The organism is Allobosea sp. ASV33 (genome assembly GCF_016428755.1).
In the GTDB taxonomy this organism is placed as follows: Bacteria; Pseudomonadota; Alphaproteobacteria; order Rhizobiales; family Beijerinckiaceae; genus Allobosea.
The window spans coordinates 1-25,571 of record NZ_JAELTI010000019.1 but is presented as its reverse complement, the minus strand read 5'-3'; the positions used below and the strand labels follow the sequence as shown (position 1 = coordinate 25,571).

At 63.1% G+C, this 25,571-nt stretch carries 35 protein-coding genes; 32 read left to right on the top strand and 3 right to left on the bottom strand.

Translation table 11 applies throughout. The features are described 5' to 3' along the window. Positions 1-18: 18 nt before the first annotated feature. From JHD80_RS08455 to JHD80_RS08385, 15 genes are all read left to right on the top strand, one after another. A complete protein-coding gene (locus JHD80_RS08455) occupies positions 19-675 on the top strand; it encodes a hypothetical protein (RefSeq protein ID WP_199086006.1) in 657 nt (218 codons plus the stop codon). Beyond that, positions 675-1,232: a hypothetical protein gene (locus tag JHD80_RS08450; RefSeq protein ID WP_199086004.1), complete on the top strand. Its 558-nt coding sequence runs from the start codon at positions 675-677 to the stop codon at positions 1,230-1,232. Before JHD80_RS08455 ends, JHD80_RS08450 begins: the two co-directional genes overlap by 1 nt. Further along, positions 1,232-1,567: a LexA family protein gene (locus JHD80_RS08445; protein ID WP_199086002.1), complete on the top strand. Its 336-nt coding sequence runs from the start codon at positions 1,232-1,234 to the stop codon at positions 1,565-1,567. The genes JHD80_RS08450 and JHD80_RS08445 overlap by 1 nt, the downstream gene beginning before the upstream one ends. Further along, positions 1,564-2,961 carry a helicase-related protein gene (locus JHD80_RS08440; protein WP_199086000.1) on the top strand — a complete coding sequence of 466 codons (1,398 nt, stop codon included), beginning with the start codon at positions 1,564-1,566 and terminating at the stop codon, positions 2,959-2,961. The genes JHD80_RS08445 and JHD80_RS08440 overlap by 4 nt, the downstream gene beginning before the upstream one ends. Continuing rightward, positions 2,946-3,860 carry a DNA-methyltransferase gene (locus JHD80_RS08435; protein ID WP_349237233.1) on the top strand — a complete coding sequence of 305 codons (915 nt, stop codon included), beginning with the start codon at positions 2,946-2,948 and terminating at the stop codon, positions 3,858-3,860. The genes JHD80_RS08440 and JHD80_RS08435 overlap by 16 nt, the downstream gene beginning before the upstream one ends. Continuing rightward, positions 3,857-4,123 carry a hypothetical protein gene (locus JHD80_RS08430; RefSeq protein ID WP_199085998.1) on the top strand — a complete coding sequence of 89 codons (267 nt, stop codon included), beginning with the start codon at positions 3,857-3,859 and terminating at the stop codon, positions 4,121-4,123. Before JHD80_RS08435 ends, JHD80_RS08430 begins: the two co-directional genes overlap by 4 nt. Continuing rightward, complete coding sequence (locus JHD80_RS08425) at positions 4,120-5,544, top strand: replicative DNA helicase (protein ID WP_199085996.1); 1,425 nt, start codon at positions 4,120-4,122, stop codon at positions 5,542-5,544. The genes JHD80_RS08430 and JHD80_RS08425 overlap by 4 nt, the downstream gene beginning before the upstream one ends. Continuing rightward, positions 5,541-6,416, top strand: a complete 876-nt coding sequence (locus tag JHD80_RS08420; protein ID WP_199085994.1) for a DUF1376 domain-containing protein — start codon at positions 5,541-5,543, stop codon at positions 6,414-6,416. Before JHD80_RS08425 ends, JHD80_RS08420 begins: the two co-directional genes overlap by 4 nt. Next, positions 6,406-6,897, top strand: a complete 492-nt coding sequence (locus JHD80_RS08415; protein WP_199085992.1) for a hypothetical protein — start codon at positions 6,406-6,408, stop codon at positions 6,895-6,897. Before JHD80_RS08420 ends, JHD80_RS08415 begins: the two co-directional genes overlap by 11 nt. After that, on the top strand, positions 6,894-7,187 hold the full coding sequence (locus JHD80_RS08410; RefSeq protein WP_199085990.1) for a hypothetical protein: 294 nt from the start codon (positions 6,894-6,896) through the stop codon (positions 7,185-7,187). Before JHD80_RS08415 ends, JHD80_RS08410 begins: the two co-directional genes overlap by 4 nt. Positions 7,188-7,253: 66 nt before the next feature. Continuing rightward, positions 7,254-7,526 (top strand): HU family DNA-binding protein, encoded by a 273-nt coding sequence (locus tag JHD80_RS08405; RefSeq protein ID WP_199085988.1) that lies wholly within the window; start codon positions 7,254-7,256, stop codon positions 7,524-7,526. 65 nt (positions 7,527-7,591) lie between these two features. Further along, the gene (locus JHD80_RS08400) at positions 7,592-7,954 is read left to right on the top strand and encodes a helix-turn-helix domain-containing protein (protein ID WP_210339836.1); all 363 of its coding nucleotides are present in this window, start codon (positions 7,592-7,594) and stop codon (positions 7,952-7,954) included. 122 nt (positions 7,955-8,076) lie between these two features. Further along, positions 8,077-8,778: a hypothetical protein gene (locus tag JHD80_RS08395; protein ID WP_199085984.1), complete on the top strand. Its 702-nt coding sequence runs from the start codon at positions 8,077-8,079 to the stop codon at positions 8,776-8,778. Positions 8,779-8,788: 10 nt separating this feature from the next. Then, positions 8,789-8,995, top strand: coding sequence for a hypothetical protein (locus JHD80_RS08390; protein WP_199085982.1), 207 nt, complete (start codon positions 8,789-8,791; stop codon positions 8,993-8,995). Between the two features lie 2 nt (positions 8,996-8,997). Next, complete coding sequence (locus JHD80_RS08385) at positions 8,998-9,315, top strand: hypothetical protein (protein WP_199085980.1); 318 nt, start codon at positions 8,998-9,000, stop codon at positions 9,313-9,315. A gap of 170 nt (positions 9,316-9,485) precedes the next feature. Here JHD80_RS08385 and JHD80_RS08380 read toward each other — a convergent pair whose 3' ends face one another. After that, entirely contained in the window at positions 9,486-9,818 is a 333-nt protein-coding gene (locus JHD80_RS08380) for a hypothetical protein (protein WP_199085978.1), read from the bottom strand. A gap of 191 nt (positions 9,819-10,009) precedes the next feature. On the opposite strand from JHD80_RS08380, the gene JHD80_RS08375 reads away from it, so the two are divergent. Next, positions 10,010-10,375 (top strand): hypothetical protein, encoded by a 366-nt coding sequence (locus JHD80_RS08375; RefSeq protein ID WP_199085976.1) that lies wholly within the window; start codon positions 10,010-10,012, stop codon positions 10,373-10,375. A gap of 997 nt (positions 10,376-11,372) precedes the next feature. Here the strand turns inward: JHD80_RS08375 and JHD80_RS08370 are convergent. Then, positions 11,373-11,963 (bottom strand): acyloxyacyl hydrolase, encoded by a 591-nt coding sequence (locus JHD80_RS08370; RefSeq protein ID WP_199085974.1) that lies wholly within the window; start codon positions 11,961-11,963, stop codon positions 11,373-11,375. Positions 11,964-12,323: 360 nt separating this feature from the next. On the opposite strand from JHD80_RS08370, the gene JHD80_RS08365 reads away from it, so the two are divergent. Genes JHD80_RS08365 through JHD80_RS08345 form a run of 5 tightly spaced genes read left to right on the top strand, consistent with a single transcriptional unit; the run spans position 12,324 to position 16,947 of the window. After that, positions 12,324-12,566 carry a hypothetical protein gene (locus JHD80_RS08365; protein ID WP_199085972.1) on the top strand — a complete coding sequence of 81 codons (243 nt, stop codon included), beginning with the start codon at positions 12,324-12,326 and terminating at the stop codon, positions 12,564-12,566. A 3-nt stretch (positions 12,567-12,569) separates the two neighbouring features. Next, positions 12,570-13,013: a terminase small subunit gene (locus JHD80_RS08360; RefSeq protein WP_199085970.1), complete on the top strand. Its 444-nt coding sequence runs from the start codon at positions 12,570-12,572 to the stop codon at positions 13,011-13,013. Next, the gene (gene terL, locus JHD80_RS08355) at positions 12,940-14,475 is read left to right on the top strand and encodes a phage terminase large subunit (protein ID WP_199085968.1); all 1,536 of its coding nucleotides are present in this window, start codon (positions 12,940-12,942) and stop codon (positions 14,473-14,475) included. The genes JHD80_RS08360 and terL overlap by 74 nt, the downstream gene beginning before the upstream one ends. Before the next feature lie 4 nt (positions 14,476-14,479). Beyond that, the gene (locus JHD80_RS08350; protein ID WP_199085966.1) at positions 14,480-16,171 is read left to right on the top strand and encodes a DUF1073 domain-containing protein; all 1,692 of its coding nucleotides are present in this window, start codon (positions 14,480-14,482) and stop codon (positions 16,169-16,171) included. Beyond that, entirely contained in the window at positions 16,168-16,947 is a 780-nt protein-coding gene (locus tag JHD80_RS08345) for a phage head morphogenesis protein (protein ID WP_199085964.1), read from the top strand. The genes JHD80_RS08350 and JHD80_RS08345 overlap by 4 nt, the downstream gene beginning before the upstream one ends. On the opposite strand, the gene JHD80_RS08340 is transcribed toward JHD80_RS08345, so the two are convergent. Further along, on the bottom strand, positions 16,911-17,174 hold the full coding sequence (locus JHD80_RS08340; RefSeq protein WP_199085962.1) for a hypothetical protein: 264 nt from the start codon (positions 17,172-17,174) through the stop codon (positions 16,911-16,913). The genes JHD80_RS08345 and JHD80_RS08340 overlap by 37 nt on opposite strands. Positions 17,175-17,232: 58 nt before the next feature. Between JHD80_RS08340 and JHD80_RS08335 the strand changes: the two genes are divergently transcribed. The 11 genes from JHD80_RS08335 to JHD80_RS08285 all read left to right on the top strand — a co-directional run. Next, positions 17,233-18,678 carry a DUF2213 domain-containing protein gene (locus tag JHD80_RS08335; RefSeq protein WP_199085960.1) on the top strand — a complete coding sequence of 482 codons (1,446 nt, stop codon included), beginning with the start codon at positions 17,233-17,235 and terminating at the stop codon, positions 18,676-18,678. A 57-nt stretch (positions 18,679-18,735) separates the two neighbouring features. After that, positions 18,736-19,677: a structural cement protein Gp24 gene (locus JHD80_RS08330; protein WP_199085958.1), complete on the top strand. Its 942-nt coding sequence runs from the start codon at positions 18,736-18,738 to the stop codon at positions 19,675-19,677. 60 nt (positions 19,678-19,737) lie between these two features. Then, the gene (locus JHD80_RS08325) at positions 19,738-20,829 is read left to right on the top strand and encodes a major capsid family protein (protein ID WP_199085956.1); all 1,092 of its coding nucleotides are present in this window, start codon (positions 19,738-19,740) and stop codon (positions 20,827-20,829) included. 52 nt (positions 20,830-20,881) lie between these two features. Then, positions 20,882-21,328 (top strand): hypothetical protein, encoded by a 447-nt coding sequence (locus JHD80_RS08320; protein WP_199085954.1) that lies wholly within the window; start codon positions 20,882-20,884, stop codon positions 21,326-21,328. Between the two features lie 39 nt (positions 21,329-21,367). Next, positions 21,368-21,694, top strand: coding sequence for a hypothetical protein (locus tag JHD80_RS08315; protein ID WP_199085952.1), 327 nt, complete (start codon positions 21,368-21,370; stop codon positions 21,692-21,694). Positions 21,695-21,712: 18 nt separating this feature from the next. Beyond that, positions 21,713-22,114 carry a DUF4054 domain-containing protein gene (locus JHD80_RS08310; RefSeq protein ID WP_199085950.1) on the top strand — a complete coding sequence of 134 codons (402 nt, stop codon included), beginning with the start codon at positions 21,713-21,715 and terminating at the stop codon, positions 22,112-22,114. After that, positions 22,111-22,596, top strand: a complete 486-nt coding sequence (locus JHD80_RS08305) for a hypothetical protein (protein ID WP_199085948.1) — start codon at positions 22,111-22,113, stop codon at positions 22,594-22,596. Before JHD80_RS08310 ends, JHD80_RS08305 begins: the two co-directional genes overlap by 4 nt. Continuing rightward, positions 22,596-22,964, top strand: a complete 369-nt coding sequence (locus JHD80_RS08300) for a hypothetical protein (RefSeq protein WP_210339835.1) — start codon at positions 22,596-22,598, stop codon at positions 22,962-22,964. The genes JHD80_RS08305 and JHD80_RS08300 overlap by 1 nt, the downstream gene beginning before the upstream one ends. 6 nt (positions 22,965-22,970) lie before the next feature. Beyond that, positions 22,971-23,552 (top strand): phage neck terminator protein, encoded by a 582-nt coding sequence (locus JHD80_RS08295; protein WP_199085944.1) that lies wholly within the window; start codon positions 22,971-22,973, stop codon positions 23,550-23,552. 2 nt (positions 23,553-23,554) lie between these two features. After that, positions 23,555-25,363, top strand: a complete 1,809-nt coding sequence (locus JHD80_RS08290) for a DUF3383 domain-containing protein (protein ID WP_199085942.1) — start codon at positions 23,555-23,557, stop codon at positions 25,361-25,363. A gap of 14 nt (positions 25,364-25,377) precedes the next feature. Continuing rightward, on the top strand, positions 25,378-25,571 hold a 194-nt coding region (locus tag JHD80_RS08285; RefSeq protein WP_199085940.1), incomplete at its 3' end, for a tail tube family protein.

Genomic DNA, 25,571 nt, shown 5'->3' with positions numbered 1-25,571 from the left:
CAGCAGGAGCACGCTCGCATGACGCAGGAATCGGAAGCCCCAATCAAGCTGCCACAGGCATCTGTGGTGAAGGCCCTGTTCGCAGAAGCAAACCGGGTGAAGGAGCAGACCTCCAGCATTGCCGGACAGTTCGGCGATCGCATCAAGACGCAAGTCGAGGTCGGCAATCTCTGTGGGCCGGCGTTCCGCCAGGCCGCCTCGATCTTCAAGAAGGCACGGAACAACGAGCTGAAGGCGAAGGAGCATCTCTACCACCTTCGCGCTTACCTCGATTGGGTCGAGGAAGACCTCGTCAACAAGGGGCACGTCGGAAATCTGGCCGATATGGCGGAAGACGGCGGGGAGGAGCCCGAAGTTCCTCAGGAGACCGCCGCTGAGGCCGCCGATCGCATTTTCACCGAGCAGAACCGGGCCGCCGCCGGCGAAGCGCTCGACCTCGACAATCTGAAAACCGAGGCCCCGACCGAGCCTGCCAAGCCGAAAGGCAAGGGTGGCCGCAAGAAGGCCGTCGAGGCCCAGACTGAGGAAGCCCCGCCGGCCCCGGTCGACGACGATGTTCCGGCCGCGCCTTCCTCTGAGGACTTCAGCGACGATATCCGCCCAGCGTTCCTGCGAGCCCGAGACGAAGAGCGGGCCGTGGAAGAACAGGGCGGCACCTTCAGCCGCGTCCACTGATGTTCACGGTCGGGCTCGACCTCGCAACCACCACGGGGGTCGCTATCGGCGACTCCCGCATCAACCACCCGTCACAGATCGAGCTGCTGTCCATGCGCTTCCGCAAGCCGCACGAGCCATTCGAGATGGCTGGGTTCAACCTCGAACGCTGGCTTGAGCAAGCGTTCATTCGTCCGCTTCCGCAGTATCCGCGCCCCGATCTAATCGTCGCTGAAGCCATGCTGCCGGTGGCAGGGCAGAAGTCTGACGATGCGGCCAAGGTCGCCCTGTCCCTCAATCAGGGACTTTTCAATTTCGCCCGCCGATTCAGCGTTCGTGTCGAGCGCGTCGCTCGCTCCACGGCATGCAAACATTTCATCGGAAAGGGACGCGCCGACAAGGGCGAGGACATCAAGCTCTTGGTTGCCAAGCAGGCACATCTCCTCGGCTACACGGAAGTCATTCTTCCGAAAGCCAAGCGCGACCAGTCCGATGCCATCGCTTGCTGGGATTGGGCTGTCGCGACTTACGCGCGCCGCCGGCCGGCTGGCGTTGCCCTTCTCGGAGGCGTCGCCTGATGAGCACGGGCCTGACAAAGCGACAGCGCGCGCTGTTGGATTTCGTGAACGAGTTCGCCGCTCGCGAAGGGCAGCCGCCTTCCTATGAGCAGATGGCAGCCGGCGTTGGCCTGCGCTCGAAATCGGGCGCATTCCGATTGATGGCAAAGTTGGAGGAGCGCGGCGCTATCCGGCGCTTGCCGAACCGCGCTCGCTCAATCGAGGTGATCGACCAGTCGAGCTTTCCGCGCGATCTGGAGGAGAGCATCGCTGTCTACTGCCGGAACATCGGCATCCCTCGCGCGACCTTTGATCAGCGCGCTGCCGAATGCCTCCTGCGGGGAGGCGTGGCATGAGCATTGAGGCTTATCGCGACATCATATCGGCCTCTCGCGGTGCGTTTCAGCCCTCAGGCTTCGACGGCCATTTCGATCTCCCGTCGTCGCTTTTCGACCATCAGCGCGCAGCCGTCGAATTCGCACTCCGGGCCGGCGCCTCGGCCATGTTCCTCGACACAGGGCTAGGCAAGACACGCGCGGCCTTGTCGTGGGGACAGGAGGTCGTTCGTCGGACGAATAGGGCAGTCCTGATGCTGGCGCCGCTCGGGGTGACGCGGCAGCACAAGCAGGAGGCCGATGATATCGGCATCGATGCGATCGTTTCACGCGATGGCTCTTGGTCCGGCGCTCGGATCGTGATCACCAATTACGAGCGACTGCACCTATTCAACCCGGCCGACTTCGCCGGGATCATTCTGGACGAGAGCTCCATCCTCAAGAGCTTCAGCGGGCAGACTACGAAACGGCTGATCGAGCTGTTCTCGCAGACGCCCTATCGGCTGGCGTGCACAGCGACGCCGGCGCCCAACGACCACACCGAGCTTGGTACTCACGCTGAGTTCCTGGGCGTCATGACGCGGGACCAGATGCTGATGCGCTGGTTTCTGCACGATAGCGCCGATACCGGCACATGGCGGCTAAAGGGTCATGGCGTTCGCCCCTTCTGGGATTGGGTGGCGTCATGGGCGCGATGCGTCTCGAAGCCCTCTGATCTCGGCTTTTCCGATGTCGGGTTCGAGATGCCGGAATTGCGGATGCAACGCCATCTGGTCGAGGCCGATCGCCTCGTCGGGCGTGGGCAGGAAAAGGATGGCCAGGCCCATCTCTTCCGGCTCCCGGACATGTCCGCAACCTCGATCCATGAAGAGAAGCGGCTCACATGTCGGGCTCGCGCCGAAATGGTTGCGAGCATTGTCGCGACTGAGCCCGGCGAGCCTTGGACTATCTGGGTTGAGACCGATTACGACGCCGACGCCGTCATGGCTGCCATCCCCGGCGCCGTCGAAGTCCGCGGGTCGATGACGCCGACGGAAAAGGAAGATCGGCTCACCGCTTTCACCAACGGCGAACTGCCCTGGCTGGTGACAAAGGCCAGTATCGCGGGTTTCGGCCTCAACTGGCAGCACTGCGCCCGCACTGTCTTTGCCGGCATGAGCTTCTCTTACGAGGCCTTCTATCAGGCTGTCCGGCGCCACTGGCGCTTTCGACAGACCCGACCAGTTGATTGCCATGTCGTCTTTGCCGACACCGAAGCCGCAATCTGGGATGTGGTCAGCCGCAAAGCCGGCGATCACGACGCGATGAAGCGCGAGATGATGCTCGCTATGTCGCGCGCCCACCGCGCCGAAACCCGTCTCCATTCCTACCAACCGCAAAAGTCGGCCTCATTGCCGGCGTGGGTGCACGCATGATTGAGGTTCTCGATCAGGTCGTCGGCGATCGCTTCGCCGCCTATCAGGCGGATACGGTCGAATTCACGCCGACCATGCCGGACAACAGCATTGGCCTGTCGGTCTATTCGCCCCCGTTCTCCCAGCTCTACGTCTACAGCGAGAGCGAGCGAGACATGGGCAATGTCGCCGATCATGACGAATTCGCGGAGCGCTATCGCTTTCTCGTCCGTGACCTGCTGCGCGCCACGAAGCCGGGTCGCATCAGTGCAGTCCATTGCTCGGACCTGCCGCTGAGCAAGTCACGAGACGGCGTGATCGGCCTGTTCGATCTGCCGGCACTGATCCGCAAGGTTCATGAAGACGAAGGCTGGACCTATCACTCCCGCGTGACGATCTGGAAATGCCCGGTCGTGGAGATGACGCGGACCAAGGCCCACGGCCTGCTCTACAAGACGCTCCGCACCGACGGCAGCCGCGTCCGCGTCGGGATGCCCGACTATCTCCTCGTCTTCCGGAAAGAAAGCGACGGTAAGACCCCAGAGCCCGTCCAGCACGATCCCGGCGTCTATCCTGTGTCTTGGTGGCAAGAGGCCGCGTCGCCGGTTTGGATGACGGTCGATCAGACCAACGTCCTCAACGTTGCAGTCGCTCGCGACAGCAAGGACGAGCGCCATCTGTGCCCGCTGCAACTCGATGTGATCGAGCGCGCCGTCCATCTGTGGAGCAACCCGAACGACCTCGTCTATTCGCCCTTCATGGGCATCGGCAGCGAGGGATTCATCGCTCTCAAGCACGGGCGCCGTTTCGTCGGCACGGAATTGAAAGATACCTACTTCCGGCAAGCGGCCCGAAATCTTCGGCTGGCGGAAGACACAGGAACTGACGGCGATCTCGTTTCGAGGATGGCCGCAGAATGATCGCAGATCCAATCATCCTCGACAGCGGTGCGCTTGGCTGGACGATCGGCATCTCCACCCGCTCCAACGGCAGCGGCGAAGCCAAGATCACATGGGACGCGCAGGGGCAGCTTAACCCCGACTTCCATGGTGGCCAGTCCAGCCCTGCCGCCGCACTTGAAGCTGTCCTGATGCGGGTCGAGCGCAACGGCGGCGTTTCGCCGCTTGATGTCCCGGTGCTCGTCGGCGTCCTCGTTGGCCATTTTCAGGCGAGGGCGCGATGAACGCCCATACCCCCGATCAATTCACGGACTGGTTCCGCGAGATCTCCGAAACGGAGATGGCGCTCGTCGGCGGCATGCTGATGGCGCCGCCCGCGATCAGCACTGTGATGTTGACCGGGCTGACGGAGGAGCACTTCGGTGATCTGTCGGCCGCGGCGCTCTATCGCCGGATCATCGACATCGTCGCGCGCGGAGGAACGATCGACTTCCGGACCGTGATTCAAGGCGGCGCATCCGTCCTGATGGGCGAGGGCGGTTCCATCAACGAGCTTATGGCCCGGATGGCTGCGCTCGCGGCGCCGGCCGGTTCGCTGGCCGACTATGCGAAGATCATCCGCAGCGCATGGGTCGTCCGGCGCATCTTCGACGCTGCCGACGGCGCGCGAAGCACGATCGCCACGTCAGATGTTACCGCGCTGGCTCGCGGGCTGATCGATGCCGTGGATGCACTGCGCGACGCGGCCACCGATCAGCGTCGTTCCAGCCGAGGTAGCCTCGGAGACATCGCTGAGCAGGCCGGGCGCGAAGCCGAGGCCATGATGCGCGGCGAACTGGAGCGACCACCATCCTGTGGCATCCCCGACCTCGACAAACATCTGCCGATGCGGGGGCTGGCGCCGGGTGCGCTCTATGTGCTGGCGGGACGAACCGGCCAAGGCAAGACGCTTATGGGCTCCGCTCTGGCCTCCAAGATGAGCAGCCGGGGCGAAGGCACGCAGTATTATTCGCTAGAGGTTCCATCGAAGGAGATCGCCGCCCGCGTCATCTGTGAACGGCTGGGCTCCAAGGGCCCAACCTACGGGCAGGTTCTTTCAGGGCACACCACCGAGAACGAGCTTGAGGCCTATCTGTGGGCCGCCAGCCAGGCGAAGAAGGAGCCACTACGGCTAGACGATACGCCATCGCTCAGCATGGCCGACATCCTCGTCGAATCTCGCAAGTTCGCTGATCGGCTAGACAAGCAGGGCAAGCGCCTTCGGCTTGCCCTGATCGACCACGCCATGCTGGTTAAGCCATCGAGCCGCTACCAGGGGAACAAGGTCAACGAGCTCGGCGAGATCGCCAACTCCGCGAAGGTCATGGCGAAGACGTTGGAGTGCACGGTAATGCTGTGCTGCCAGCTTGGCCGGGATGTCGAGAAGCGCGACGACAAGCGCCCCCAGCTTTCCGACCTCCGCGCCTCCGGTGAAATCGAGGAGGCCGCAGACGCCGTCCTGATGCTCTATCGCGAGCACTATTACGCCACTCGCACCGAGGCCTACCGCCGCGGCGACCAGGGCGCCCAGGACGAAGCCGAGGCCGTCCGCAACAACCTCGAAATCGGCATCGAGAAGAGCCGGCAGGGTCAGACCGGCCGCGTCAATCTCTGGTGCGACCCCGGCCGGTCGATCGTCTGCGGCATCCATGGAGATGGCCGGTGAGGGGCGAATTCTACAAGATGGAATACGAGGCTTGGGACGAGGGGACCGACACCCTCTCCCTTGAGCAGGAGGGCGCATACCTCCGCTTTTGCCACCAGATGTACCGGCGCAAGAGCGCGGTCGTCGATGACAAGATGGTTCTCGGGCGCCTCTGGAAGTGCCATCCGAACAAGGCATCGAAGCTCCGCGATGACCTGATCGCCGCGGGCAAGATCGTGCCCACAGGTGACGGGCATCTGACCAACACCCGGGTGACACAGGAGCTAGACACCCGCAAGACACAGTCGACACACAGGTCAGACGCAGGGAGGACAGGTGGCATACGTAGCGGAGAAATTCGCCGCAACGCATTGAAAAATAACGACGCAGATGAAGCACTTGCTTCAAGCAAAACGAACCAGAGAAGAGAAGAGGAGAAGAGAGGAGATATATCCTCAGAGACTTCGTCTCTTCGGAGTGCGCACGAACAGCCAATCGACGATGGCGGTCGCGAAAAGGCCAGCAGCCGAAAGCGTGGAACACGCCTGCCTCCGGATTGGTGGCCCGATGACGAACTCAAGGCCTATGCCCGCGAACGGCTGCCGAGCAACCGTGCCTGCCAGGAAGAAACCGAGCGATTCAAGGATTGGGCTGCCTCTTCGCCGAAGGCCGTAAAGCTCGATTGGGCTGCGGCATACCGGAACTGGATCCGCAACAACGCGCCGCCGCCGGATGTCGACATGAGCCGCCCTGGCTTTGTCGGAGCGATTACGCACGCCGACCCCAGGCCTGGGCCGACTGGAGCCCGTGACGCGCCACGACGACCATCCTCGGATGATCGATTGGTCGCAGGTCTCAGAACAGTCATGGAGCTCTTCCCAGATGAACAATAGCCCCGCAATCCCCGCAGGAAAGCTGCCCGTTCCCGCTGGCGCGGAACTCGTCCGCAAGCCGACCAAAGCTGAACTCCAGGCGAGCTTGTCCCTGTTGTTCCGCGCTTTCGCCAGCCAGCAGCGCGATGACCCTGCTCAACTTGCAGCCGTCTACGTCATGGTCCTCGGAGAGTTCAGCGCCTGGTCGATCCAGGAAGGTATCCGTCAGCTCATCAGCGGCGAAGTTGAGGGAGTCGATAGGACTTGGCTGCCGTCGACAGCCGTGGTCGCACACACCATCCGCACGATCGCGGCCAAGAGCCCCGAGGCGAAGGAGCGGCAGTGGCGGCAGAGGCTTGAGGCTTGGCGCACAGGGCAGCCGTGGAACCCCCATTGGGCGCAGGATCCTGAAAGCCTGAGCTTCCCCCACCTTTGTCCGCCGCATCTGCGGTCGCATTTCGAAGAGGCGACGCGCCAGCGCAACGCGGGGAAGGCAGCATGACGACCGTCCCGCGCGACTTCGGCGCCGTGCCGGCCCCCAATCGTCTCGGCTGGTTCGCATGGTTCCAAGCCCCCGGGGTCGGAACCTGCTGGATCACGATCAAAGACGCTGTGACCCGCGAGAATGGCAAGCCGGTGAAGCAGGCTTTTGCGACCGAGGTCGAAGCGATCATTGCGGCAGCCCGAGCGAAGGACCGTGCCGAAGACCGAGGGCGGACCCCGCTCTCGAAAGCCGCCAAGGTCTTCAAGACCGCCGGCACCGGCCGAAATCGACGCGCCGTCGCGATCTGAACCCAACCCCCATTCCTGCGCCGCAGGAACATCCCGGCCCAGCGAGGGCCCTCAACGGAGAAGACCATGACCAAAGCAGAACTGATCCAGGCGATCGCCGACGACAGCGGCAAGAGCAAGAACGACGTCGCAACCGTGCTCGCCAGCCTTGGCCGCGCTGTTACCGGCAGCCTCAAGGGCGGCGCGGACATCACCGTGCCGGGCGTCGGCAAGCTTTCGGCGAAACGTCGGGAGGCTCGGATGGCGCGCAACCCATCGACCGGCGCCACGATCGATGTCCCGGCCAAGACCGTCGTGAAGTTCAAGGTCACCAAGGACCTCGCCGGCGCGATCGCCTGACCACCCAACAGCTACGGCCGGCGCATTCCCGCGCCGGCTGCCCCCTTTCACGATGCGGCAGGATGATGGGCGAGGTCGACAGAACGAAATTCAAACCGGCACGGGAGCGGGCACGCGACATAGCGGCGCTCGCTGCGAACGGCATGACGAGCTGCGAAATCGCCGACACCATCGGCGAAATCAGCCCGCGCCGCGTCAGGGCTATCGCGCATCGCTATCACATCAAGCTTGCCCGTCCCGGCGCCAGGCGCTTCGGCACCTACCTGCCTGACCGCAACGCCCGCGTCCTGACCGAGCTTGCCGACGCCGCCCAGGTCAGCCCGGCAACCATGCTCGACCGCATCACCCGCGTCGTTTTGGACGACGGAATCGAACACGCCCGCCGCCGCCTCGGCAAACTCGCCCTCCCAACACGGCCACGCCCATGAACGATCTCGCTATCGCCGTTCCCGGATATCTCGGTCCTGCAGGTGACCTCAGCAGCCGCATCGCAGCGATCGGGGAGGAAGATATCCCGACGGAATGGACGCCTGAGCATGTCCAGAACCGCATGGTCGAAGCCTTCGATATCCTCGCCCGGTCTGGAACCCGCGTCGGGCCGCGCCAGCATGCAAACGGCTGGCCGGCAATGATCCACGAGTTCTCCGACCTCGTCGACGCTCAGGCCCGAGCCCTGGCGGAGAAGGAGAAGCAGCAGGAGCGCGCCGCGCGACCGACGGCCGATGAGCTCTCACGCATGAACGAAGCGCTGAAATGGCCGATGGCTTATCTCGACGGCCGCCCACTCCCATCCGATGCCATGATGCTATGGGCCTACGCCACCGCGCTAGGACGCGACATGGCCGCCATGCTCCACCACCGGAAGAAGCGGGCTATGGCTCTAGCCGATGAGATGATGCGTCGGCACAACGCACCGCCACACCGGGACGACAAGGGCGCCGTCAAGGACACCCGCGAACCGGCGGTGATCGAGGCACATGAGCGGCGCGCGGCGATCGCGCGCGAGGTGGCGGGTCTGGCGAATGCCGAGATGGCGAAGGCCAATCTCTCGAAGCACGCGGAAATACGGGTTCAGGCGCGAGCAGTATTCATGGCGCGATGCCGCGAGGCCGGCTGCCTGCCGCTGCAAGTCAAGCCGCATGAGGCCATGCCCGGCCGCTGCCTGTCGCGCACCAATTTGGATCGGCAGCGCAAGATCGCGGCGGCGACTGTGGCCACCGGGCTACGGCGGGCCGGGATCGCAGTGAGGTAGGAGATCGATAATGACCGAGGAAGAGTTCGCGAACCTAGCGTTGAAAGACGAGCGGATAGCTACTTTGGAAGCCGCTCTTGAACCGTTCGGGGATATTGCAGGCGAAGGCAGCGACGACTTCAGCGACGACACAAAGGTGGTCGTGACTTTCGGCCGGACGACGCACTACGCGCTCCGATTGGGGGATCTACGCCGAGCTCGGGCCGTGCGGTTGTAGACATGCCCATTCGCTCCGAGAACAAGGCCCGCTATCCGAAGGAATGGCCAGCGATCTCGGCAAAGATTCGCGAGCGCGCGGGTCAGCGCTGCGAGGAGTGCGGCGTCGAGAACTACACGCTCGGCGGACGGTTGCCTGGTGGCCGCTGGCTGAAAGCTCAGCCGACTGGAGACAACGGCCTTCGTTTGGAATGGCCTCAGCCAGGTGACATGCGTGGTGTGGAGTTGGCGAAAGCGTTGAACGTCTCCGTATTGTCCGCATCATCCTCACCGTCGCCCATCTCGACCACCAACCGGAGAACTGCGCGGACGAAAACCTGAGAGCCTTATGCCAGCGTTGCCATAACCGCTATGACGCGAAGGCTCGAAGTGATGGTATTCGGGAGCGTGCGAGACAGCAATCAGCCGTCGGCGACCTGTTTGATTGATGCACCGCAGTGGCAGGATGCCACTGCGGCTTCATCTTCAGGGCACGCCGTGAGGTGAGCTCCTCAATCTGCAACGCGGTACAGTGTGACCCGCATTGGCATACCCGGCGCTTGAGGGCTCTCGCCCTGCAGAGAAATTGTGCCGCCCGATGACACGCCGGTGAACTTGGCAGTAACGTTATCTAAGCCGAACACGCTCGTAACAGTTGGCGTCACTGTGTGCCGCGAAACGCGAAGATCGGCGGAAACGGCGTCGCCGTCTTCCTTGTAAGAGCCGACATAAAGCATAGCCGAGTCACCGCCGCGTGCCTTGCCAGCGGCCAGGACAACGATACCCGATCCAATGCCGAGCGCCGTCGCGAAGTCAGCCTTGTAAGTTCCCGGTTCAATAGCCACGGCAATTTCCCTCTCGGAGTTGTGGTGCTGGAGTAATTCGACCCTGAGTCGGTGACGTAGCGCAATCAACGCGGTCAGTTGTCCACGAAATCCACGGGCGCCGAGGTATGATTTCCGCGGCGGCGCGTTGAGGCAAACACCTCTTGAGAGCGAGCGGGACAAGTGCCACGCTCTGCGGCCCGGGGGGAATCGTGCCGAAGTTTGACCCGCAAAAGATCATTCAGGGAGCATACGACAGAATCAAGCTCGGCTCGGGCTTGTCTGGAAAGCTCACCGCCGCGCTAATCGCCTTGTATGGCGTATTGGCGGTAGCGGCCTATGGCCTTTCAGGCCACGTTTCTGCACTGCTTTTTGTTGTGGTCGCAGCAATAGTTGTGTTCCTCGTGTTTTGCGGCGGGATGGCGTTTTACGCAATTAAGTACCCTGGGCTGGCGGTCCTCGAGGGAGCGGACTTTATCAAGCTTCGACAGATTGAAATGTCTGCTTCTGATCCTCGTATCATGACGGCCGGCCCCAACTCCTTGCCGCCACCCGAAGGACCGCTGACCGATGGCTAAGCTCTATGCCGTGTCGGTCCGATGGATCGGAACGCCAGCAAACGCAGAGAATGTTGGGAAAATGGATGCTGCCATCGGCACGACCGGTGATTGGATCCGATTCAACGGGTGGACGTGGCTAGTTTGGACGCAGAATTCGGCGGAGCAGGTCTCCTCCGCCATCAGGCGCGTCATCCCTCATGACGAAGATAGTCTTTTGGTAATCGCCTGTGATCCGAACGACTTCAATGGCTACGCGGCGCCGTGGATCTGGGAATGGCTTAGAAACAAGAGAGGCAGCGCTTCCCTGTCAGCGCTCGGAACTGGTTTTGGCCTACCTCCCCGCCGAGGGTAAAAATCAATCCGACGGCCTGAAAATCTAGCCCGTGGTACATCCCCATAATCTTGTTCCAATGCAAGATTTTAGGCGTAAATTGGATGGTTGTCGAATTGTCATTTTGCAGGCATGCATTGGCCATCGTCGCGAAACGTGTCGGTCACGGCACCTCCCGGCCCCGCTCAATGCGAACGGCCCTTGCGACGGTGCAATTTCTGAGTTCGACGAGCGGCGCTGAAGGAAGCGCGTGACGACTAACGCCAGCCCGTGCACGGGTGTCTTTGCAAACGGCCAGCCGGTATCAAGCCCGGCCTCGTCGATCATCTCCGGCTGGTGCAAGGCCAGTCTAGCCTCGCGGGCCTCCCGGTCTCACCGCGCGAGTAGCGAACACTGCGACGCCGGCGCGCGGGCCTCCGCAACAGCGGGGCTTCAAGCGCGACAATTCGCCCGAACGGGCAAACGAGGGTGCCTCCCGTTAGCGAAGCGCGGGCGCGGTAAAGTCGGGATGCTGCGCCCCGTCAGGCCATAGCAATTCAGAGTTCGCGCGGCAGACGGACAAGGCTGAGGCCCGTGAGAGAAGCGTGAGTGCGGGAAGCGAGAAACCGCTGACGTTCACCGCTAAGCGCCAATCAAGCCGGGGTGGGAAGCGAGTGGTCTAGTCCGCGCGATGCCCTTGATCGCTCAAAAGGTGTAACCGACCCGCACACCGTAGTTCGTCAGACCTTGGTTGGCATGGCAGAGATTGGCGTTCGAGATGTGCTCCACGGTCGCCATGATCGACCAGTTCTCGTTAAGGCGGTAGCCGATCGAGCCGGTCCCTCGGATCAAGGGCGAGCAGCCCAGGCTCAATCGATCTGGCACGCGGAAGCGCCCGGTTTCACCGTTGTGGAAGCCGGCACCGACGCTGCCCTCGATGAACACCTTCGACGTGATGTCATAGGTCCAGGTGAAGCCGGCGTAGAACTGGCTGGTATCCCCCGCCGTGTTGATTGTGGTGCCGAGATGCAGCCGCGGCACAAGGAAAGCCAGCAGCGGGTCGGCCGGCATTAGCGGCTTGGAAAACAGAACTTCGCCGTTGATATCGACCGAGCCATCTTCCCTAGTCCCGATAGCGTGGGCGTACACGCCGCCCCGGAACTCGGAAATCAGAGAACGCGCCACCAATGGCGGAGCGTAGGCTAGCGGATTGGTGAGATCAGCGGCACTCGCTTCCAAAGCGATGCCAGCCGAAAAGCATAGGCACAAAGCGAGACAGGTCAGCACACGGCTCATAGGAAACGTTCCCAGCGAATCCGCCGCGTAAGGTTATCGGAGGGTGTTCGTTTGGAAATCGTTAACCATAAGTGAGGGGGCGGAATGCCCGGGCATGTGGCTTGCCTACCGCACCCTCACTCCTTCGGCCTAGGCAGAGCCGCGGCAACGACTGCATCCGACGCAACAAGGGCTGCTTCGACCATCGGCCTGACAAACGCTCGGAGATCTCGCTTCCACTCCTCGCTGGATTGCTCCCAGGTGTATTGCCGCTTCTCGCGGCAAGTCTCGTGGAACGCCTTCGCGGCGGCTTCAATGGCAACGTCGGTTCTTGTCTCGGTCATCGGACGCAACCCAAATTCGCCTTAGCAGGATTTTGCCATGAAGACCCTCGACACGGAAAGCCCTGCTGGCCGTGCGCTTGAGCTTGTCGGCGATCTCGTCGAGCAAGGCAGGATGTCCAAGGCTGAGGCGAGGGTGATCGAGGAACTGGTGTGGCATCCCGAGTTCCCGGAGAGCCTGCGTCGTCGGCAGCTGATCAATCACAACTTCACGTTCGTCGTTGGAAGCGGTTATGACGCCGCGGCCCCAATGATCCGGCGACCGTGCACCACTTCGCCGTGAGCCGTGCCGATCCTCGACAATCAACGCCACGAGCGCTTCGCCCAAGAGCTCGCCAAGGGAACCCCGGCAAATCAAGCCTATGTCCTCGCAGGATATAAGCCGAGTGAGCCGAATGCGTCCCGCCTGACAAGAAATGACAAGGTCCTGACAAGGATCGCGGAATTGCAGGGCAGGGCGGCCAAACGAGCCGAGGTGACGGTTCAGACCATCGCCGAAGAGCTCGAAGAGGCCCGCAAGCTGGCGATCGCGGAGAAGCATTCCAGCGCCGCCGTCGCGGCTTCGATGGGTAAGGCCAAACTGTTCGGCCTCATCGTCGAAAAGCACAAGCACTCCGGCACCATCGGCACCTACGACCTGTCGAAATTGGACGACGATGCGCTCAATCGCCTTGAAGCCATCCTCGGTCCGCTTGCCGACGCTAGCGGAGATCAGGGCGGAGAGGCGTAGACGCGAACAGGAGCGCGAGCGCACACGGCTGGCGCGTGACGTCGAGGCCATCCGGGCGCGGTGCACCACGCTTGCCGGGTTCATCCGCGAGGCCTGGCGCATCTTGGAGCCGAACGCGGCTCTCGTATGGAACTGGCACCTCGATGCAATCTGCGCGCATCTAGAGGCGGTATCTGCTGGGAGGATCAATCGACTCCTGATCAACGTGCCTCCGGGCTCGTCGAAATCGCTGATCGTCAGCGTGATGTGGCCTGCCTGGGAATGGGCGCAGGGGCATCGCTCGCTTCGGTACCTGACGACTTCGTTCAACGATGGGCCTGTCAAGCGCGACACCCGCAAGTGCCGCGACCTGATCCTCTCCGATTGGTATCGGGCTCTCTACCCCGAGGTGGTGCTGACCCGAACGGGTGAGACCTCGTTCGCGAATAGCTCGACAGGATCCCGCGAGGGCGTCGCCTTCGGCTCGCTGACCTCGCAGCGTGGCGACCGGCTGATCATCGACGACCCGCATTCGACCGAGACCGCAGAGAGCCCGGCGGAACGGCAGACAACCACGAGGCGCTTCCGAGAGGGCGCGCTGAACCGCCTCAACGATCAGGAAAAGTCCGCGATCGTCGTCGTGATGCAGCGGCTGCACGCGGAGGACGTCTCAGGCACGATCCTGAAGCTCGGCATGGGGTTCGTGCATCTGTGCCTGCCGATGGAGTTCGACGCCGATCGACGGTGCCGAACAGAGATCGGATTTGAAGACCCTCGCGAGGTCGATGGCGATCTGCTCGACCCGGTGCGCTTCCCTCGCGAGACGGTCGAAGCCCTGAAATCGGGCATGGGCTCGTACGCCTATGCCGGCCAGTACCAGCAGCGCCCGACGCCTCGCGAGGGCGGGATGTTCAAGCGTGCGTGGTTCGACGGCAAGCTCATCCGCGCGGCGCCGCAGGCCACGCGCTGGGTTCGGCATTGGGATTTGGCCGCAACCGCGAAATCGAACAGCGCTCGCACGGCCGGCGTGAAGATCGGGAAGGCGCCAGACGGTTCCTTCATCGTCGGGCATTCTATCACCGGCCAGATTGAAGGCCCCGAGGTTCGAAAGCTGATCAAGCTGACTGCCACGACCGACGGCCGCCGTGTCGAGATCAGCCTGCCTCAGGATCCGGGGCAGGCCGGCAAAGTTCAGGCCCGCGATATGGTTGCAATGCTCGCTGGCTTCCGCGCTCATGCCGAGCCGGAGACGGGCGACAAGATCACTCGAGCCGAGCCATTTGCTGCCCAGTGCGAAGCTGGAAACGTCTTCATTCTCGAAGGCGAATGGAACGAAGCCTACCTCGACGAACTCTGCCTCTTCCCAGGTGGCTCCTTCAAAGATCAGGTCGACGCCAGTTCCGGCGCGTTCGCCCGACTGACCGGGACGAAGGGCCGGATGATGGTCACAGAATCTCTCATCGCGAAGATGGCTCAGGGTTGATTGCATGGCGCTTCGCGAACGGATCAGACGCTGGCTCGGGGTGAACGATGCCCCAGCGCCGGTGCCCGAGAAGCGTGGTCGCAAGATCGGCCATGGGGTGATCGGCTGGGCTGGCGCTAATGACGTGAAGAAGCATGAGGCCTTCATCGTCTCCGACCATCCGCCCGGCGTTCTGCCGTTCGGCACGAAGCTGGCGATGGACGACAACGTTTCGGCCGCGCTCGGTTGGGCAAATGGTTGCCTGCAAGAGGGTGTCGTCTTCCCCGGCTTCCCGTTTTTGTCGCAGCTCGCGCAGCGGCCGGAGTATCGGAAGATCACGGAGACCATCGCGTCGGAGATGACGCGGGCTTGGATCACGTTCGAATCCGCCGGCGGCGATGACGAGGCCAAGCAGAAAGCGGAGAAGATCAAAGCCATCGAGGCGGAGTTCGGCCGCCTGCATGTGCAGGACATGTTCCGCAAGGCGGCAGAGGGCGATGGCTACTTCGGTCGGGGCCACATCTTCCTCGATCTCGGCGAAACCGATGATCGCGAGGAACTGAAATCGCCGGTCGGTGACGGCTGGAACTCGATGAGCCAAGGGAAGGTGGGGCAGAAGTCGCTTCGCCGCCTCCGCTACATAGAGCCGATGTGGGTGGCAGCGACCACCTACAATTCGACCGATCCGCTCAAGGGTGATTGGTTCCGGCCCGTTGGCTGGTACGTCATGGGCAAGGAGGTGCACACATCACGCCTGCTGACCTTCATCGGTCGCCCGGTCCCCGACCTGCTGAAGCCGACCTACCTGTTCAGCGGGCTCAGCATGAGCCAGATGGCGCAGCCCTATGTCGACAACTGGATCAAGACGCGGGAAGCGGTTTCGGACCTGATCAGTTCGTTCTCGTTCACGGGCTTGAAGACTGATCTGACCGAGCGATCGCAGATTGACGACGGCGCCGAGCTGCTGGCACGGCTGAAGCTCTTCACCACGATGCGGGATAACCGCGGCACGCTGGCGATCGACAAAGATACCGAGGATTTCTTCAACATCTCGGTTCCGCTCGGCACGCTCGACAAGCTGCAGGCGCAGAGCCAGGAACAGTTGTCGTCGGTGAGCTCGATCCCGTTGGTGAAGCTGTTGGGCATCACGCCATCTGGCCTCAATGCATCGTCCGATGGCGAAATCCGCGTCTTCTATGACTGGATCGCCGCCTATCAGGGCGTCCTCTTCCGGGACAATCTGCATCGCCTCCTCGGCTTCGTGCAGCTCTCGCTCTTCGGCGAAGTCGACCCAGCGATCACGATCAAATTCAACCCGCTCTATTCGCTCAACGAGAAGGAGCAGGCAGAGGTCAACAAGATCGAGGCTGAGACCGGCGCCGTGCTCATCAACGCGAACGTCATCTCCCCCGAGGAAGAGCGGAAGCGTGTCGCCACCGACAAGACGACGCCATACACCTCGCTCGACGCCGGGGCGGCGCCCGTCGCCGTTCTCTCCGATCTCGACAAGGCCTCGATCGCGTCGACGCTCACAGCCGCGGTTGCTGGCGCCGCAGAGGCCGGCTTGGTCGATGACGGTATCGCCATGCGCGAACTCGCCAAGATCGGCGCGGAGACCGGCCTTTGGTCCAGCCTCACGCCTGACGACATCGCCCAAGCCGAGGCCGAACCGCCGGCGCCTGAACTGCCGGACGGAACGCTGCCGGAGGCGGCATGATCAGCCGCACAGATATCAATGGCACGATCCGCTTCGCCTTCGATAAGGCGAGGGAGAAGGCGCCGGGATCCGGCTTCAGCGCCGCCCGCAAGGTGGAGCGACGCTTCGCCCAGCAGCTTCGCAAGATCGCCAGGCATATCGCCGATCTGGTCGAGACGTTCGGCGCTGAGCAGACCGATGCGCTGACCTATGCATTGGACCGCTATGGCGAGATCATCGAGCCATGGGCGCGCGCTGTCTCTGGCCGGATGATTGCTCAAGTATCGGAGCACGATGAACGAGCCTGGATGAAGCTCGCTCGCCAGATGGGCATGTCGCTGAAGAGCGAGATTGAACGGGCTCCCGTCGGAATCCGCATGCAGCAACTGCTCGAGGAGCAGGTTGGACTGATCAAGAGCCTGCCAATCGAGGCGGCCGAGCGGGTCCACAAGATCACGACGGAAGGCATCACGAAGGGGCTCAGAGCCTCCGAGGTGGCTGCCGAGATCATGAAGACCGGGCATGTTACGAAGTCACGGGCGAACCTGATCGCCAGGACAGAAGTCGGGCGCACATCCACCACGCTGTCACAGGCGAGGGCAGAGAGCGTCGGTTCCCGCGGCTATATCTGGCGTACCGCTGGCGACACCGATGTCCGTGAATCGCATCGCAAGATGGAAGGCCGCTTCGTCGCATGGAACGACCCGCCGACGCTGGACGGTTTGACAGGGCATGCCGGAGCACTGCCGAACTGCCGATGCTACCCTGAGCCGGTGATCGATGACGCCGAAGCCTGAGCCATGCGCCTCAGCCGCCGCTCCCGCTCATCGATAACGAACCGGGCGGCTTCGCGAGGATCATCGCAACCTTGAGCGATCTTGGAGAGCGCGTCCCGCATTTCTTCGATCAGCAGGGCAGCATCCCATTCCATCATGTCGACCTCGGTCATCACCGCACGTGGCTGATCGGACGCGGCCTCGATCGCCATGTCGCGCAATTCGGCAATGATCTCGTCGATGGTCATCGGGCGCGGACAGTAACGGGCAACAGCCCATCGCTCAACGGGTTGAGGTCTATCCTGCATGTCGAAGCTCACTGGACGCAACCCTTGCGGGGCGGATGAAGCCTTCGCGCTCGATCGTTCGACCGTCCGCAGCTACGACCGCGACGGCCGGATGCGCGTGGCGGTGAGCAACATCAGCCGGGCCGCGGTCAATCCGTATCTCGGCAGGGAAATCCCTGACTGGGAGAAGCTCGGGCTCAACCCCGACCGGACCTACAAGCTCTATCGCGACCCCGAGGAGCTGGCGAAGGCCGCTCCGAGCTTCAATGGGCTGCCGCTGCTGTCCCGCCACGTGCCGGTGAGCGCGGATGATCACCAGCCCGATCTCGTCGTCGGGTCAACCGGCGACAGCGCCACCTTCGACACGCCGTTCCTCCGCAACAGCCTCGTGATCTGGGCTCGGGACGCCATCGAAGGCGTCGAGGCAGAAGTCAAGAAAGAGCTGTCCTGCGCCTACCGATACCGGGCGGACATGACCCCTGGAAAGACGCCGGAAGGCGAAGCCTATGACGGCGTGATGCGCGACATCGTCGGCAACCACGTCAGTCTCGTGAAGGAGGGCCGCGCCGGGCCCGATGTTGTTGTCGGCGACGCGAAACCCTCTTTGAACATCGGAGCATTCGATATGTCCAAGTCCGCCGTGCTGACCCGCAAGGCAGTCTTCGTGCAGGGCGCGCTGGTCGCGGCCCTGGTCCCCCGCCTTGCCCAGGATGCCAAGGTCGATATCTCCCCGCTCTTCAAAGGGGTGACGGCCAAGAACCTGAAGTCGAAGGCCCCCACCATCATAGCCGGCATCAAGCAGCGCACCGATGGCAAGCTGGCCCAGGATGCCACGATCGACGACCTGACCGATCTTCTCGACGTGCTGGAACAGGCCGATGTCGCGGAAGGGGCCGACATCGATCCGAATTCCGGGCTCCCGGTCGCGGCGATCGAGGAGAATGCCTCCGACGCGGATGCCGAGCAGATCAAGGCGTTCCTCGCGGGCAAGCTCTCCGACGAAGACCTGGCCAAGGTGCTCGCCATGATCGGCGGTGGCGCCGCGGCCATGGATGAGGACGACGACGAAACCACCGGTGCCGAGGACGAAGACAAGGGTGAGGAGAAGAAGGACGTGGTGACCAAGACCGCCATGGACGAAGCGATCAAGGCTGCGGTCGCCAAGGCCAATTCCGACGCCGCGCGGAACCAGCGTGAGATCCGCGACGCCGAGCGTGCCGTGCGCCCCTATGTCGGCGAACTCGCCATGGCCCATGACAGCGCCGATGCCGTCTACAAGACCGCCCTGACCGCCCTGGGCCACGCCGTCGACAACGTTCATCCCTCGGCTTTCCCGGCAATCCTGGCCGCCCTCCCGAAGCCCGGCGCCAAGTCGGCTCAGCCGTCGCGCGTCGCCATGGACTCAGCTTCGTCGGCCTCCTTCGCGACCATGTTCCCCGACGCGGTCAAGATCGGCCACGCCTAACCTTCCCAACCCCTCTGACATCGAACGCGGCCGCGAGCCGAACACAGGAGATTCCACATGGCTGGTTTCCAGACCTCCGTGGCCGTGCAGCCGGCCCCGGCCGTCCTCGGTGATTTCTGCGACACGAACCCGCGTGTCAGCGTCGACGCCGGCCCCCGTGGCCTGGTTGCTGGTTCCAGCGGCGTCCTCGTCGGACGCTTCGCCTGGCTGAGCAAGGCTCTGCTGGACGGGGACAATGCCCCCGCTGCGGTGAACAATTTCGGCTCCGGCCCCGTGGCTGGCCTTGTTCACCGCGAACAGCAGGGCCTCATCACCACCTATCTCGCCCAAGCCGGGATGCAGGTGCCGGCCGGCTTCCCAATCACCGTGATGAGCGCGGGCGGCATCTGGGTGAAGAACGATGGCGCCGCCGCCGTTCAGCCGGAGATGAAGGCTTATGCGAACTTCGCGGACGGCAAGGTCACCTTCGCTGCGCCCGGCGCGGCGACCTCTGCCAGTGTGACCGGCGCGATCGCGGCCAGCACGGGTTCGTTCACCGGTTCGATCAGCGACAACATCCTGACCATCACCGCAGTCGGTTCAGGCACCGCGGTTGCCGGCGGCTTGCTGTCGGGCACGAACGTCGCCACCGGAACCCGGATCGTCTCGCAGCTTTCGGGCACCGCGGGCGGTATCGGTACCTATGTCGTCAGCATCCCGAGCCAGACCGTCGCCTCGACCACGATCTCCGAGACCTATGGCACGCTGACCGTTTCTGCCGTGTCCTCGGGAACGGTCGGTGTGGGTGCGGTCGTGTCGGGATCGGGCGTCACCGCTGGAACGACCGTGACCGCGCTCGGCACCGGAACGGGTGGCACGGGCACTTACATAGTCGACACCACTCAGACGGCCGCCTCCACGACCGTCGCGGCGACGATGAACATCGAAACCCGCTGGATCGCGAAGAGCGCAGCGCTCGCTGGCGAGCTCGTCAAGGTCACCACTCATCCGCTCGGCTAATCGCCCGGCGCCCCTCCATCTCGCGGGCTGTGTGCCCTCAATTCAAGCGGAGACCACATCATGAACTTTCAGGAAGCGGCTGCCGCCTGGAAAGCGCACGTTCCAATGCACGAGCAGAAGGGCGTCTATCTTTCGGGCGTGACCTCGTACATCCCCGATGGGGTGAAGGCGGATATCTCGCTCGCCATGGACGCGGTCCAGCCCGCCTTGGCGACCGATCCGAATTCCGCCATCCCGGCCTTCCTCACCACGATGGTCGATCCACAGGTCTTCCACATCCTGTTCTCTCCGAACAAGGGTGCGCAGATCTTCGGTGAGAATCGCAAGGGCGGATGGCTGGACGAGACCGCTATGTTCCCCGTCGTCGAGCATACCGGAGAGGTGTCGAGCTACGGCGACTATGCCGAGAACGGCCGTGCCGGCGCGAACACCAACTGGCCGCAGCGCCAAGCCTACCTCTTCCAGACGGTGAAGGAATACGGCGATCGCGAGATCGAGCGTGCTGGCCTCGCCCGCATCGGCTGGGTTGCGGAGATCGACACGGCCGCCGCCACCATCCTCGATAAGTTCATGAACCTGACCTACCACTTCGGCGTGGCCGGGCTTCAGAACTATGGCCTGCTCAACGACCCCAATCTGTCGGCCTCGCTGACACCTGCCACCAAGGCGGCGGGTGGCGTCAAATGGATCAATAACGGCGCGATCGTCGCGACCGCCAACGAGATCTATGCGGATGTGCAGGCGATCTACCTGCAGCTCGTGACCCAGACCGCTGGCCTCATCCAGCAGGACACGCCAATGGTTCTGGCGATGTCGCCGAGCTCCGAAGTGGCGCTCACTGCGACCAATTCGTTCGGCATCTCGGTCTACGACCTGCTGAAGAAGAACTTCCCCAATCTTCGCGTCGAGTCGGACGTACTCTACGGATCGCAGTCGGCCGCGAACCCGCAGGGCAATGCGGCCGGAAACCTGGTGCAGCTCATCGCGGAATCCGTCGATGGCCAGGACACCGGCTACTGCTCGTTCAACGAGAAGATGCGCACGCATCCGATCGTCCGGCAGCTTTCGTCCTTCCGCCAGAAGGTCACTGCCGGGTCCTGGGGGGCCATCATCCGCATGCCGGCGGCCATCGCGAGCATGGTTGGCGTCTAACGCCAGCCTCTCCGACCTCCCTCAACGCCAAAACACCCTCAGGAGAATACCCATGGCTGGCGAGGCCGTCACGGTTGCCTGCAAGATCCCGAATGGCCTGCATCTGCGCGTTTTCAAGATGGCCGATACCGCTGAGCCTGTGATGGGCGGCGGTCAACGGACAGTGAAGCGCGCCCAGCAGGACGGCGAAACGATCTTCGTCCGCGGGCCTGCCGTGCCTTTCGGGCAGGCTCTCATCAACGGCGTCGCCGGCTATGCGCTCACCTCCGGTGTCCCGGCCGAATTTTGGGCGGCGTGGAAAGAGCAGAACAAGGATCACGACGCCGTCAAGAACGGGCTGATCTTCGGCTCCCCCAAAACGGACGAGGTTCATGGGGTCGCGAAGGAATGCGAGAGCGTCCGCAGCGGTCTGGAGCCGCTGATGCCGAAGGACGACCCCCGGGCGCCGCGCAAGCAACCGCACCTGTCCGGCATCGAGGTCGCCGAAAAGGCGGCCTAGTCTGCTCCAACTGTCCACTGACCGTACAGGAAGACTGCCATGGATTTCGATGCATTGATGACGCGACTGGCAGGGCTCCCGGCGCTACTGGCGCGACTGGAAGACGTCGTGCCGCGAATGGAGGCCTTCCTGGCCGAACATGCGCCACTGGTCGACCCCGCGCCGAAGCCAGTGCAGACGGACGAAGTAGCGGCGCCGTCTGCGGATCAGGATACATCCGCCGAAGATTCGCCGGCTCCGGAAGCTCCCGCTGATGCAGCGCAAAGCGATCCGGCCCCCGAGACCGAGGCCGACCGGCCGGCCGCGACCGATGCCCCCGCTGATATCCCGGCCGATCAGGAACAGAAAATCCCCGATCAGGGCTGATGCTGAGGAAGTTTTCTGATGGCGGTCACCTATTCCAGTTTCGTGGCCGTCTTCACGGAGTTTGCGGACATCACTGCTTTCCCGCAGACGACCGTCGAATTCTGGCTGTCGCAGGCGCCATTCCAGCTTAACGCGAACCGGCTCCGCAATTCCTATGACCTCGCCGTCATGCTGTTCACAGCGCACAACCTAGTGCTCGGCAAGCGGGACGCGCGCTCCGCGTCAGCCGGTGGGACGCCGGGGCAGGTCAGCGGCCCTCAGGCATCCAAGTCAGTCGATAAGGTCTCTGTCTCCTATGACACAGGAGCGGCCACCTACCCCGGTGCTGGGGAGTGGAATGCCACGAGTTACGGGCTGCGTCTCTATCGCCTTCTCCGTGCTGCTGGGGCCGGTCCGATCTACGTGTTGCCCTGCGCATGACCGTTAAGATCACGAAAGACGGCGTTCCCGATCTTCTCAAGGCGATCAAAGCATTGACCTCGAAAGAGGTTCTGGTCGGCATCCCGGACACCGCAGCGGGACGAGACGACGGCGACGCCATCAGCAATGCCGAAATCGGCTACCTGATGGAGACGGGTTCTCCAACCCAGAATATCCCGCCGCGTCCGCATTTGGTGCCTGGCGTCGAATCCGCTCGCGATAAAATCGAGAAGCGGATGAAGACCGGGGCGCAATCCGCGCTTTCAGGCAAATCGTCGGACGCCGATGCCACCCTGACCGCTGTCGGGATCACGGCTGAGAACGCAGTGAAGGCGAAGATCACCGAAGGGCCGTTCGCGCCCCTTTCGCCGGTCACGATCGCCAAGCGCAAGGCCAAGGGCCGCACCGGTACGAAGCCGCTCATCGATACGGGCCAATACCGTCGAGCAATCACGCACGTGGTTCGGAAGAAGGGCGAGTGATGCCAACTCTCGACGTCTCCGAAATCCTGGACGATCCAGAGTTCGCTGACACTGCCACGGTCTATCGCAACGCGGTGACTGTTGACCCCGTCACGGGCCGCACCACGGTCACGACGACATCAACAGCGATCCTATGCGTCGTCACCTCCGACAAGGGCCGCAACCTGCAGCGCAATCCCCAGGCAGCGCTGTCGGAAGGCTCCATCATCGTCCATTCCACCTTCACCTTTACTGAGGGAGGCAATGGCGTGGATGCCGACGAGCTCGACTGGCGCGGCCGGAAATGGACCGTCGTCGTGGTCGATGATTATTCCCGCTACGGCGCCGGCTTCACCTGCGCGACCTGCCGCCTGCTCGACCTGCGGTAATCCGACATGGCCAACACCTCAGCGACCGGCGGACCTCTGGTCCCGTCATCGACGACGCCTGTCGAGGATGACGCGTTCGAGGATCTGATCGGCAACACGATCGCTGCGCTCACCGCCATCGATCGTGTGAATGTTCGGCCGCGGTGGCAGCCGAAACCGCCACCGATGCCGCCCGACAACGTCTCATGGTGTGCCTTTGGCATCATGGAACTCGATGCGGATTGGGGCGCTCACCAGCAACACCATCCAGAGGGCGACGGCAGCACCGAACTGACGCGGCACGAGACCCTGACGATCCTTGGAAGCTTCTACGGGCCCAACGGCTACTCCAAAGCCTCGCAGCTCCGCGACGGCCTTTGGATCAAGCAGAACTGGGATGCGCTGAACGCCGTGGGCGTCGCTCTCCTGGAATGCAGTCGGGCTCGTACCGCCTCGGACATCATCAACGAGCGTTTCATCCGCCGCATCGATCTCGAGATGCAGTTCCGGCGCCTCATCACGCGCTCCTATCCGATCCTCAACCTTCTCTCGGCTCAGGGCTCGATCTCGACCCCTGACGCCACCCAGCCCTTCATCGTGGAGACCTGATCATGGCCCAAGGGCTCGCTGTCAGCGATATCGTCAAAATCAACATCAGCTTGGCGCCCGTCGCGGCGCCGACGCGCAACTTCGGTGCGGGCATCGCCGTCGGTGCGACCGATGTCATCGACATCAACCAGCGCATCCGGAGCTATTCGAACCTGACCGGTGTCGCGGCCGATTTCTCGACGACCGATCCGGAGTATCTGGCCGCGGCGCGCCATTTCGGCCAGACGCCGCAGCCGTCGATCTATTACATCGGCCGCTGGGCCCGGACCGCGACGCACGCGACGCTCAACGGCGGCGTGCTGTCTTCGACGGACCAGTTGATCGCCAACTTCACCGCGATCACCGCCGGCGCCTTCTATTTCATCCTCGACGGCATCCCCCGCACGGTTTCCGGCCTCAACTTCTCGGCGCAGACTAACCTCAACGGGGTGGCTTCCGTGATCCAGACCGCAGTTGCGGCGCTGGTGGCTGGGTCGACTGTCGTTTGGGATGGGAACAGCAACCGCTTTGTGATCAAGTCCGGCTCGACCGGCGCGACATCGACGATCGGCTACCTCGCTGATCCGACCGCGTTCGGCAGCATCGGGTTCAGTGGTCTGCCGGCGGTGAATGACACCGTCACCGTCAATGGCACCGCCATCACCTTCAAGGCGTCTGGCGCGGCCGGCAATCAGATCAACATCTCGGCATCTCCTGCCCAGATGGCGACGGACCTCGCGACGTTCCTGAACACGTCCACGGACGTCAACGTCGCCCTGATGAACTATCTGGCGGTGGGAACGAACGTTTACGTTATCGCGGACGCCCCCGGCACCGGCGGCAACGCCTACACCCTGGCCAAGAGCGGTACCAACATCACCGTCTCTGGCGCGACGCTCGCGGGCGGCGCCGGTACGTCGGTCGCAGCCCTCCTCAAGGGCAAGGCTGGACAGGCCAGCGCGCCGGCCAACGGCATCGTCGCTGAGACGCTCGTTCAGGCGCTTCAGGCGCTCGTGAACGCCTCGGGCGACTGGTACGCCGCGATCATCGCCGAACCCAGCGTCGATATCCCGTCCTGTGTAGCCGCTACTGCCTTCATTGAAGGGCAGGGCAAGAAGCGACGCATCGGCTTCACGGCGACGGACACCACTGCGATCGACTCGACGTTGTCGACGGACCTGGGCTCGCAGTTGAAGGCGGCCGGCTACAAGCGGTCTTTCGTCCAATATTCGACCTCGTCGCCGCAGGCTGTCGCTTCGTTCTTCGGCCGCGCCTCAACGGTGAATTTCCAGGGGACGAACACCACGATCACGATGATGTTCAAGCAGGAGCCCGGCGTCGTTGCCGAGACCCTGACCGAAAGCCAAGCTGCGACGCTGAAGGCGAAGAACATCAACGTCTTCGTCAACTACGACAACGCGACCGCGATCCTGCAGTTTGGGACGAACTCGGACGGCTCGTTCTTCGACGAGTGGCACGGCCTCGACTGGCTGGAAAACGATCTTCAGACCGCTGTCTACAACGCACTCTACACCTTCCCGAAGATCCCCCAGACCGACGAGGGCATGACCACCCTGCAGACGATCATGGAGAAGCGACTGATCCAGGCGCGGACAAACGGCCTTATTGCGCCGGGGGTGTGGAATGCTGCGGGAATTGGGCAGTTGAAGACCGGCGATACACTGCCGACCGGCTACTATGTCTATGCGCCGCCGGTCGCAAGCCAGGCTCAGGCCAACCGCGAAGCTCGCGAGTCCGTCGTTTTCCAGATCGCGACCAAACTTGCTGGCGCCGTGCACAGCGTGCCGGTGCTGATCTCCGTCAATCGCTGATCTGAGGGGCTCTCATGGGCACGACCACCTATTCCTTCGCAGATGTCAGCGCCTCGTATTCGGGGCCTGGCGGCACCTTCGCGATCGGCAATGGCGCCGGCGCCGCTGAAGAGGGGATCAGCATCACGCAGGTTGATGACATCGGCACTCTCACGGTGGGCGCCGATGGTTCTTTCATGCACAGCCTGCATTCCGGCCGCGCCGGAAC

Excerpts from the sequence above, each read along its gene's own strand:
- JHD80_RS08455 (WP_199086006.1), top strand. The coding sequence starts at position 19 with ATGACGCAGGAATCGGAAGCCCCAATCAAGCTGCCACAGGCATCTGTG.
- JHD80_RS08450 (WP_199086004.1), top strand. The coding sequence starts at position 675 with ATGTTCACGGTCGGGCTCGACCTCGCAACCACCACGGGGGTCGCTATC.
- JHD80_RS08445 (WP_199086002.1), top strand. The coding sequence starts at position 1,232 with ATGAGCACGGGCCTGACAAAGCGACAGCGCGCGCTGTTGGATTTCGTG.
- JHD80_RS08440 (WP_199086000.1), top strand. The coding sequence starts at position 1,564 with ATGAGCATTGAGGCTTATCGCGACATCATATCGGCCTCTCGCGGTGCG.
- JHD80_RS08430 (WP_199085998.1), top strand. The coding sequence starts at position 3,857 with ATGATCGCAGATCCAATCATCCTCGACAGCGGTGCGCTTGGCTGGACG.
- JHD80_RS08425 (WP_199085996.1), top strand. The coding sequence starts at position 4,120 with ATGAACGCCCATACCCCCGATCAATTCACGGACTGGTTCCGCGAGATC.
- JHD80_RS08415 (WP_199085992.1), top strand. The coding sequence starts at position 6,406 with ATGAACAATAGCCCCGCAATCCCCGCAGGAAAGCTGCCCGTTCCCGCT.
- JHD80_RS08410 (WP_199085990.1), top strand. The coding sequence starts at position 6,894 with ATGACGACCGTCCCGCGCGACTTCGGCGCCGTGCCGGCCCCCAATCGT.
- JHD80_RS08405 (WP_199085988.1), top strand. The coding sequence starts at position 7,254 with ATGACCAAAGCAGAACTGATCCAGGCGATCGCCGACGACAGCGGCAAG.
- JHD80_RS08400 (WP_210339836.1), top strand. The coding sequence starts at position 7,592 with ATGGGCGAGGTCGACAGAACGAAATTCAAACCGGCACGGGAGCGGGCA.
- JHD80_RS08395 (WP_199085984.1), top strand. The coding sequence starts at position 8,077 with ATGGTCGAAGCCTTCGATATCCTCGCCCGGTCTGGAACCCGCGTCGGG.
- JHD80_RS08390 (WP_199085982.1), top strand. The coding sequence starts at position 8,789 with ATGACCGAGGAAGAGTTCGCGAACCTAGCGTTGAAAGACGAGCGGATA.
- JHD80_RS08385 (WP_199085980.1), top strand. The coding sequence starts at position 8,998 with ATGCCCATTCGCTCCGAGAACAAGGCCCGCTATCCGAAGGAATGGCCA.
- JHD80_RS08370 (WP_199085974.1), bottom strand. The coding sequence starts at position 11,963 with ATGAGCCGTGTGCTGACCTGTCTCGCTTTGTGCCTATGCTTTTCGGCT.
- JHD80_RS08365 (WP_199085972.1), top strand. The coding sequence starts at position 12,324 with ATGAAGACCCTCGACACGGAAAGCCCTGCTGGCCGTGCGCTTGAGCTT.
- terL (WP_199085968.1), top strand. The coding sequence starts at position 12,940 with ATGCGCTCAATCGCCTTGAAGCCATCCTCGGTCCGCTTGCCGACGCTA.
- JHD80_RS08350 (WP_199085966.1), top strand. The coding sequence starts at position 14,480 with ATGGCGCTTCGCGAACGGATCAGACGCTGGCTCGGGGTGAACGATGCC.
- JHD80_RS08345 (WP_199085964.1), top strand. The coding sequence starts at position 16,168 with ATGATCAGCCGCACAGATATCAATGGCACGATCCGCTTCGCCTTCGAT.
- JHD80_RS08340 (WP_199085962.1), bottom strand. The coding sequence starts at position 17,174 with ATGACCATCGACGAGATCATTGCCGAATTGCGCGACATGGCGATCGAG.
- JHD80_RS08335 (WP_199085960.1), top strand. The coding sequence starts at position 17,233 with ATGTCGAAGCTCACTGGACGCAACCCTTGCGGGGCGGATGAAGCCTTC.
- JHD80_RS08330 (WP_199085958.1), top strand. The coding sequence starts at position 18,736 with ATGGCTGGTTTCCAGACCTCCGTGGCCGTGCAGCCGGCCCCGGCCGTC.
- JHD80_RS08325 (WP_199085956.1), top strand. The coding sequence starts at position 19,738 with ATGAACTTTCAGGAAGCGGCTGCCGCCTGGAAAGCGCACGTTCCAATG.
- JHD80_RS08320 (WP_199085954.1), top strand. The coding sequence starts at position 20,882 with ATGGCTGGCGAGGCCGTCACGGTTGCCTGCAAGATCCCGAATGGCCTG.
- JHD80_RS08315 (WP_199085952.1), top strand. The coding sequence starts at position 21,368 with ATGGATTTCGATGCATTGATGACGCGACTGGCAGGGCTCCCGGCGCTA.
- JHD80_RS08310 (WP_199085950.1), top strand. The coding sequence starts at position 21,713 with ATGGCGGTCACCTATTCCAGTTTCGTGGCCGTCTTCACGGAGTTTGCG.
- JHD80_RS08305 (WP_199085948.1), top strand. The coding sequence starts at position 22,111 with ATGACCGTTAAGATCACGAAAGACGGCGTTCCCGATCTTCTCAAGGCG.
- JHD80_RS08300 (WP_210339835.1), top strand. The coding sequence starts at position 22,596 with ATGCCAACTCTCGACGTCTCCGAAATCCTGGACGATCCAGAGTTCGCT.
- JHD80_RS08295 (WP_199085944.1), top strand. The coding sequence starts at position 22,971 with ATGGCCAACACCTCAGCGACCGGCGGACCTCTGGTCCCGTCATCGACG.
- JHD80_RS08290 (WP_199085942.1), top strand. The coding sequence starts at position 23,555 with ATGGCCCAAGGGCTCGCTGTCAGCGATATCGTCAAAATCAACATCAGC.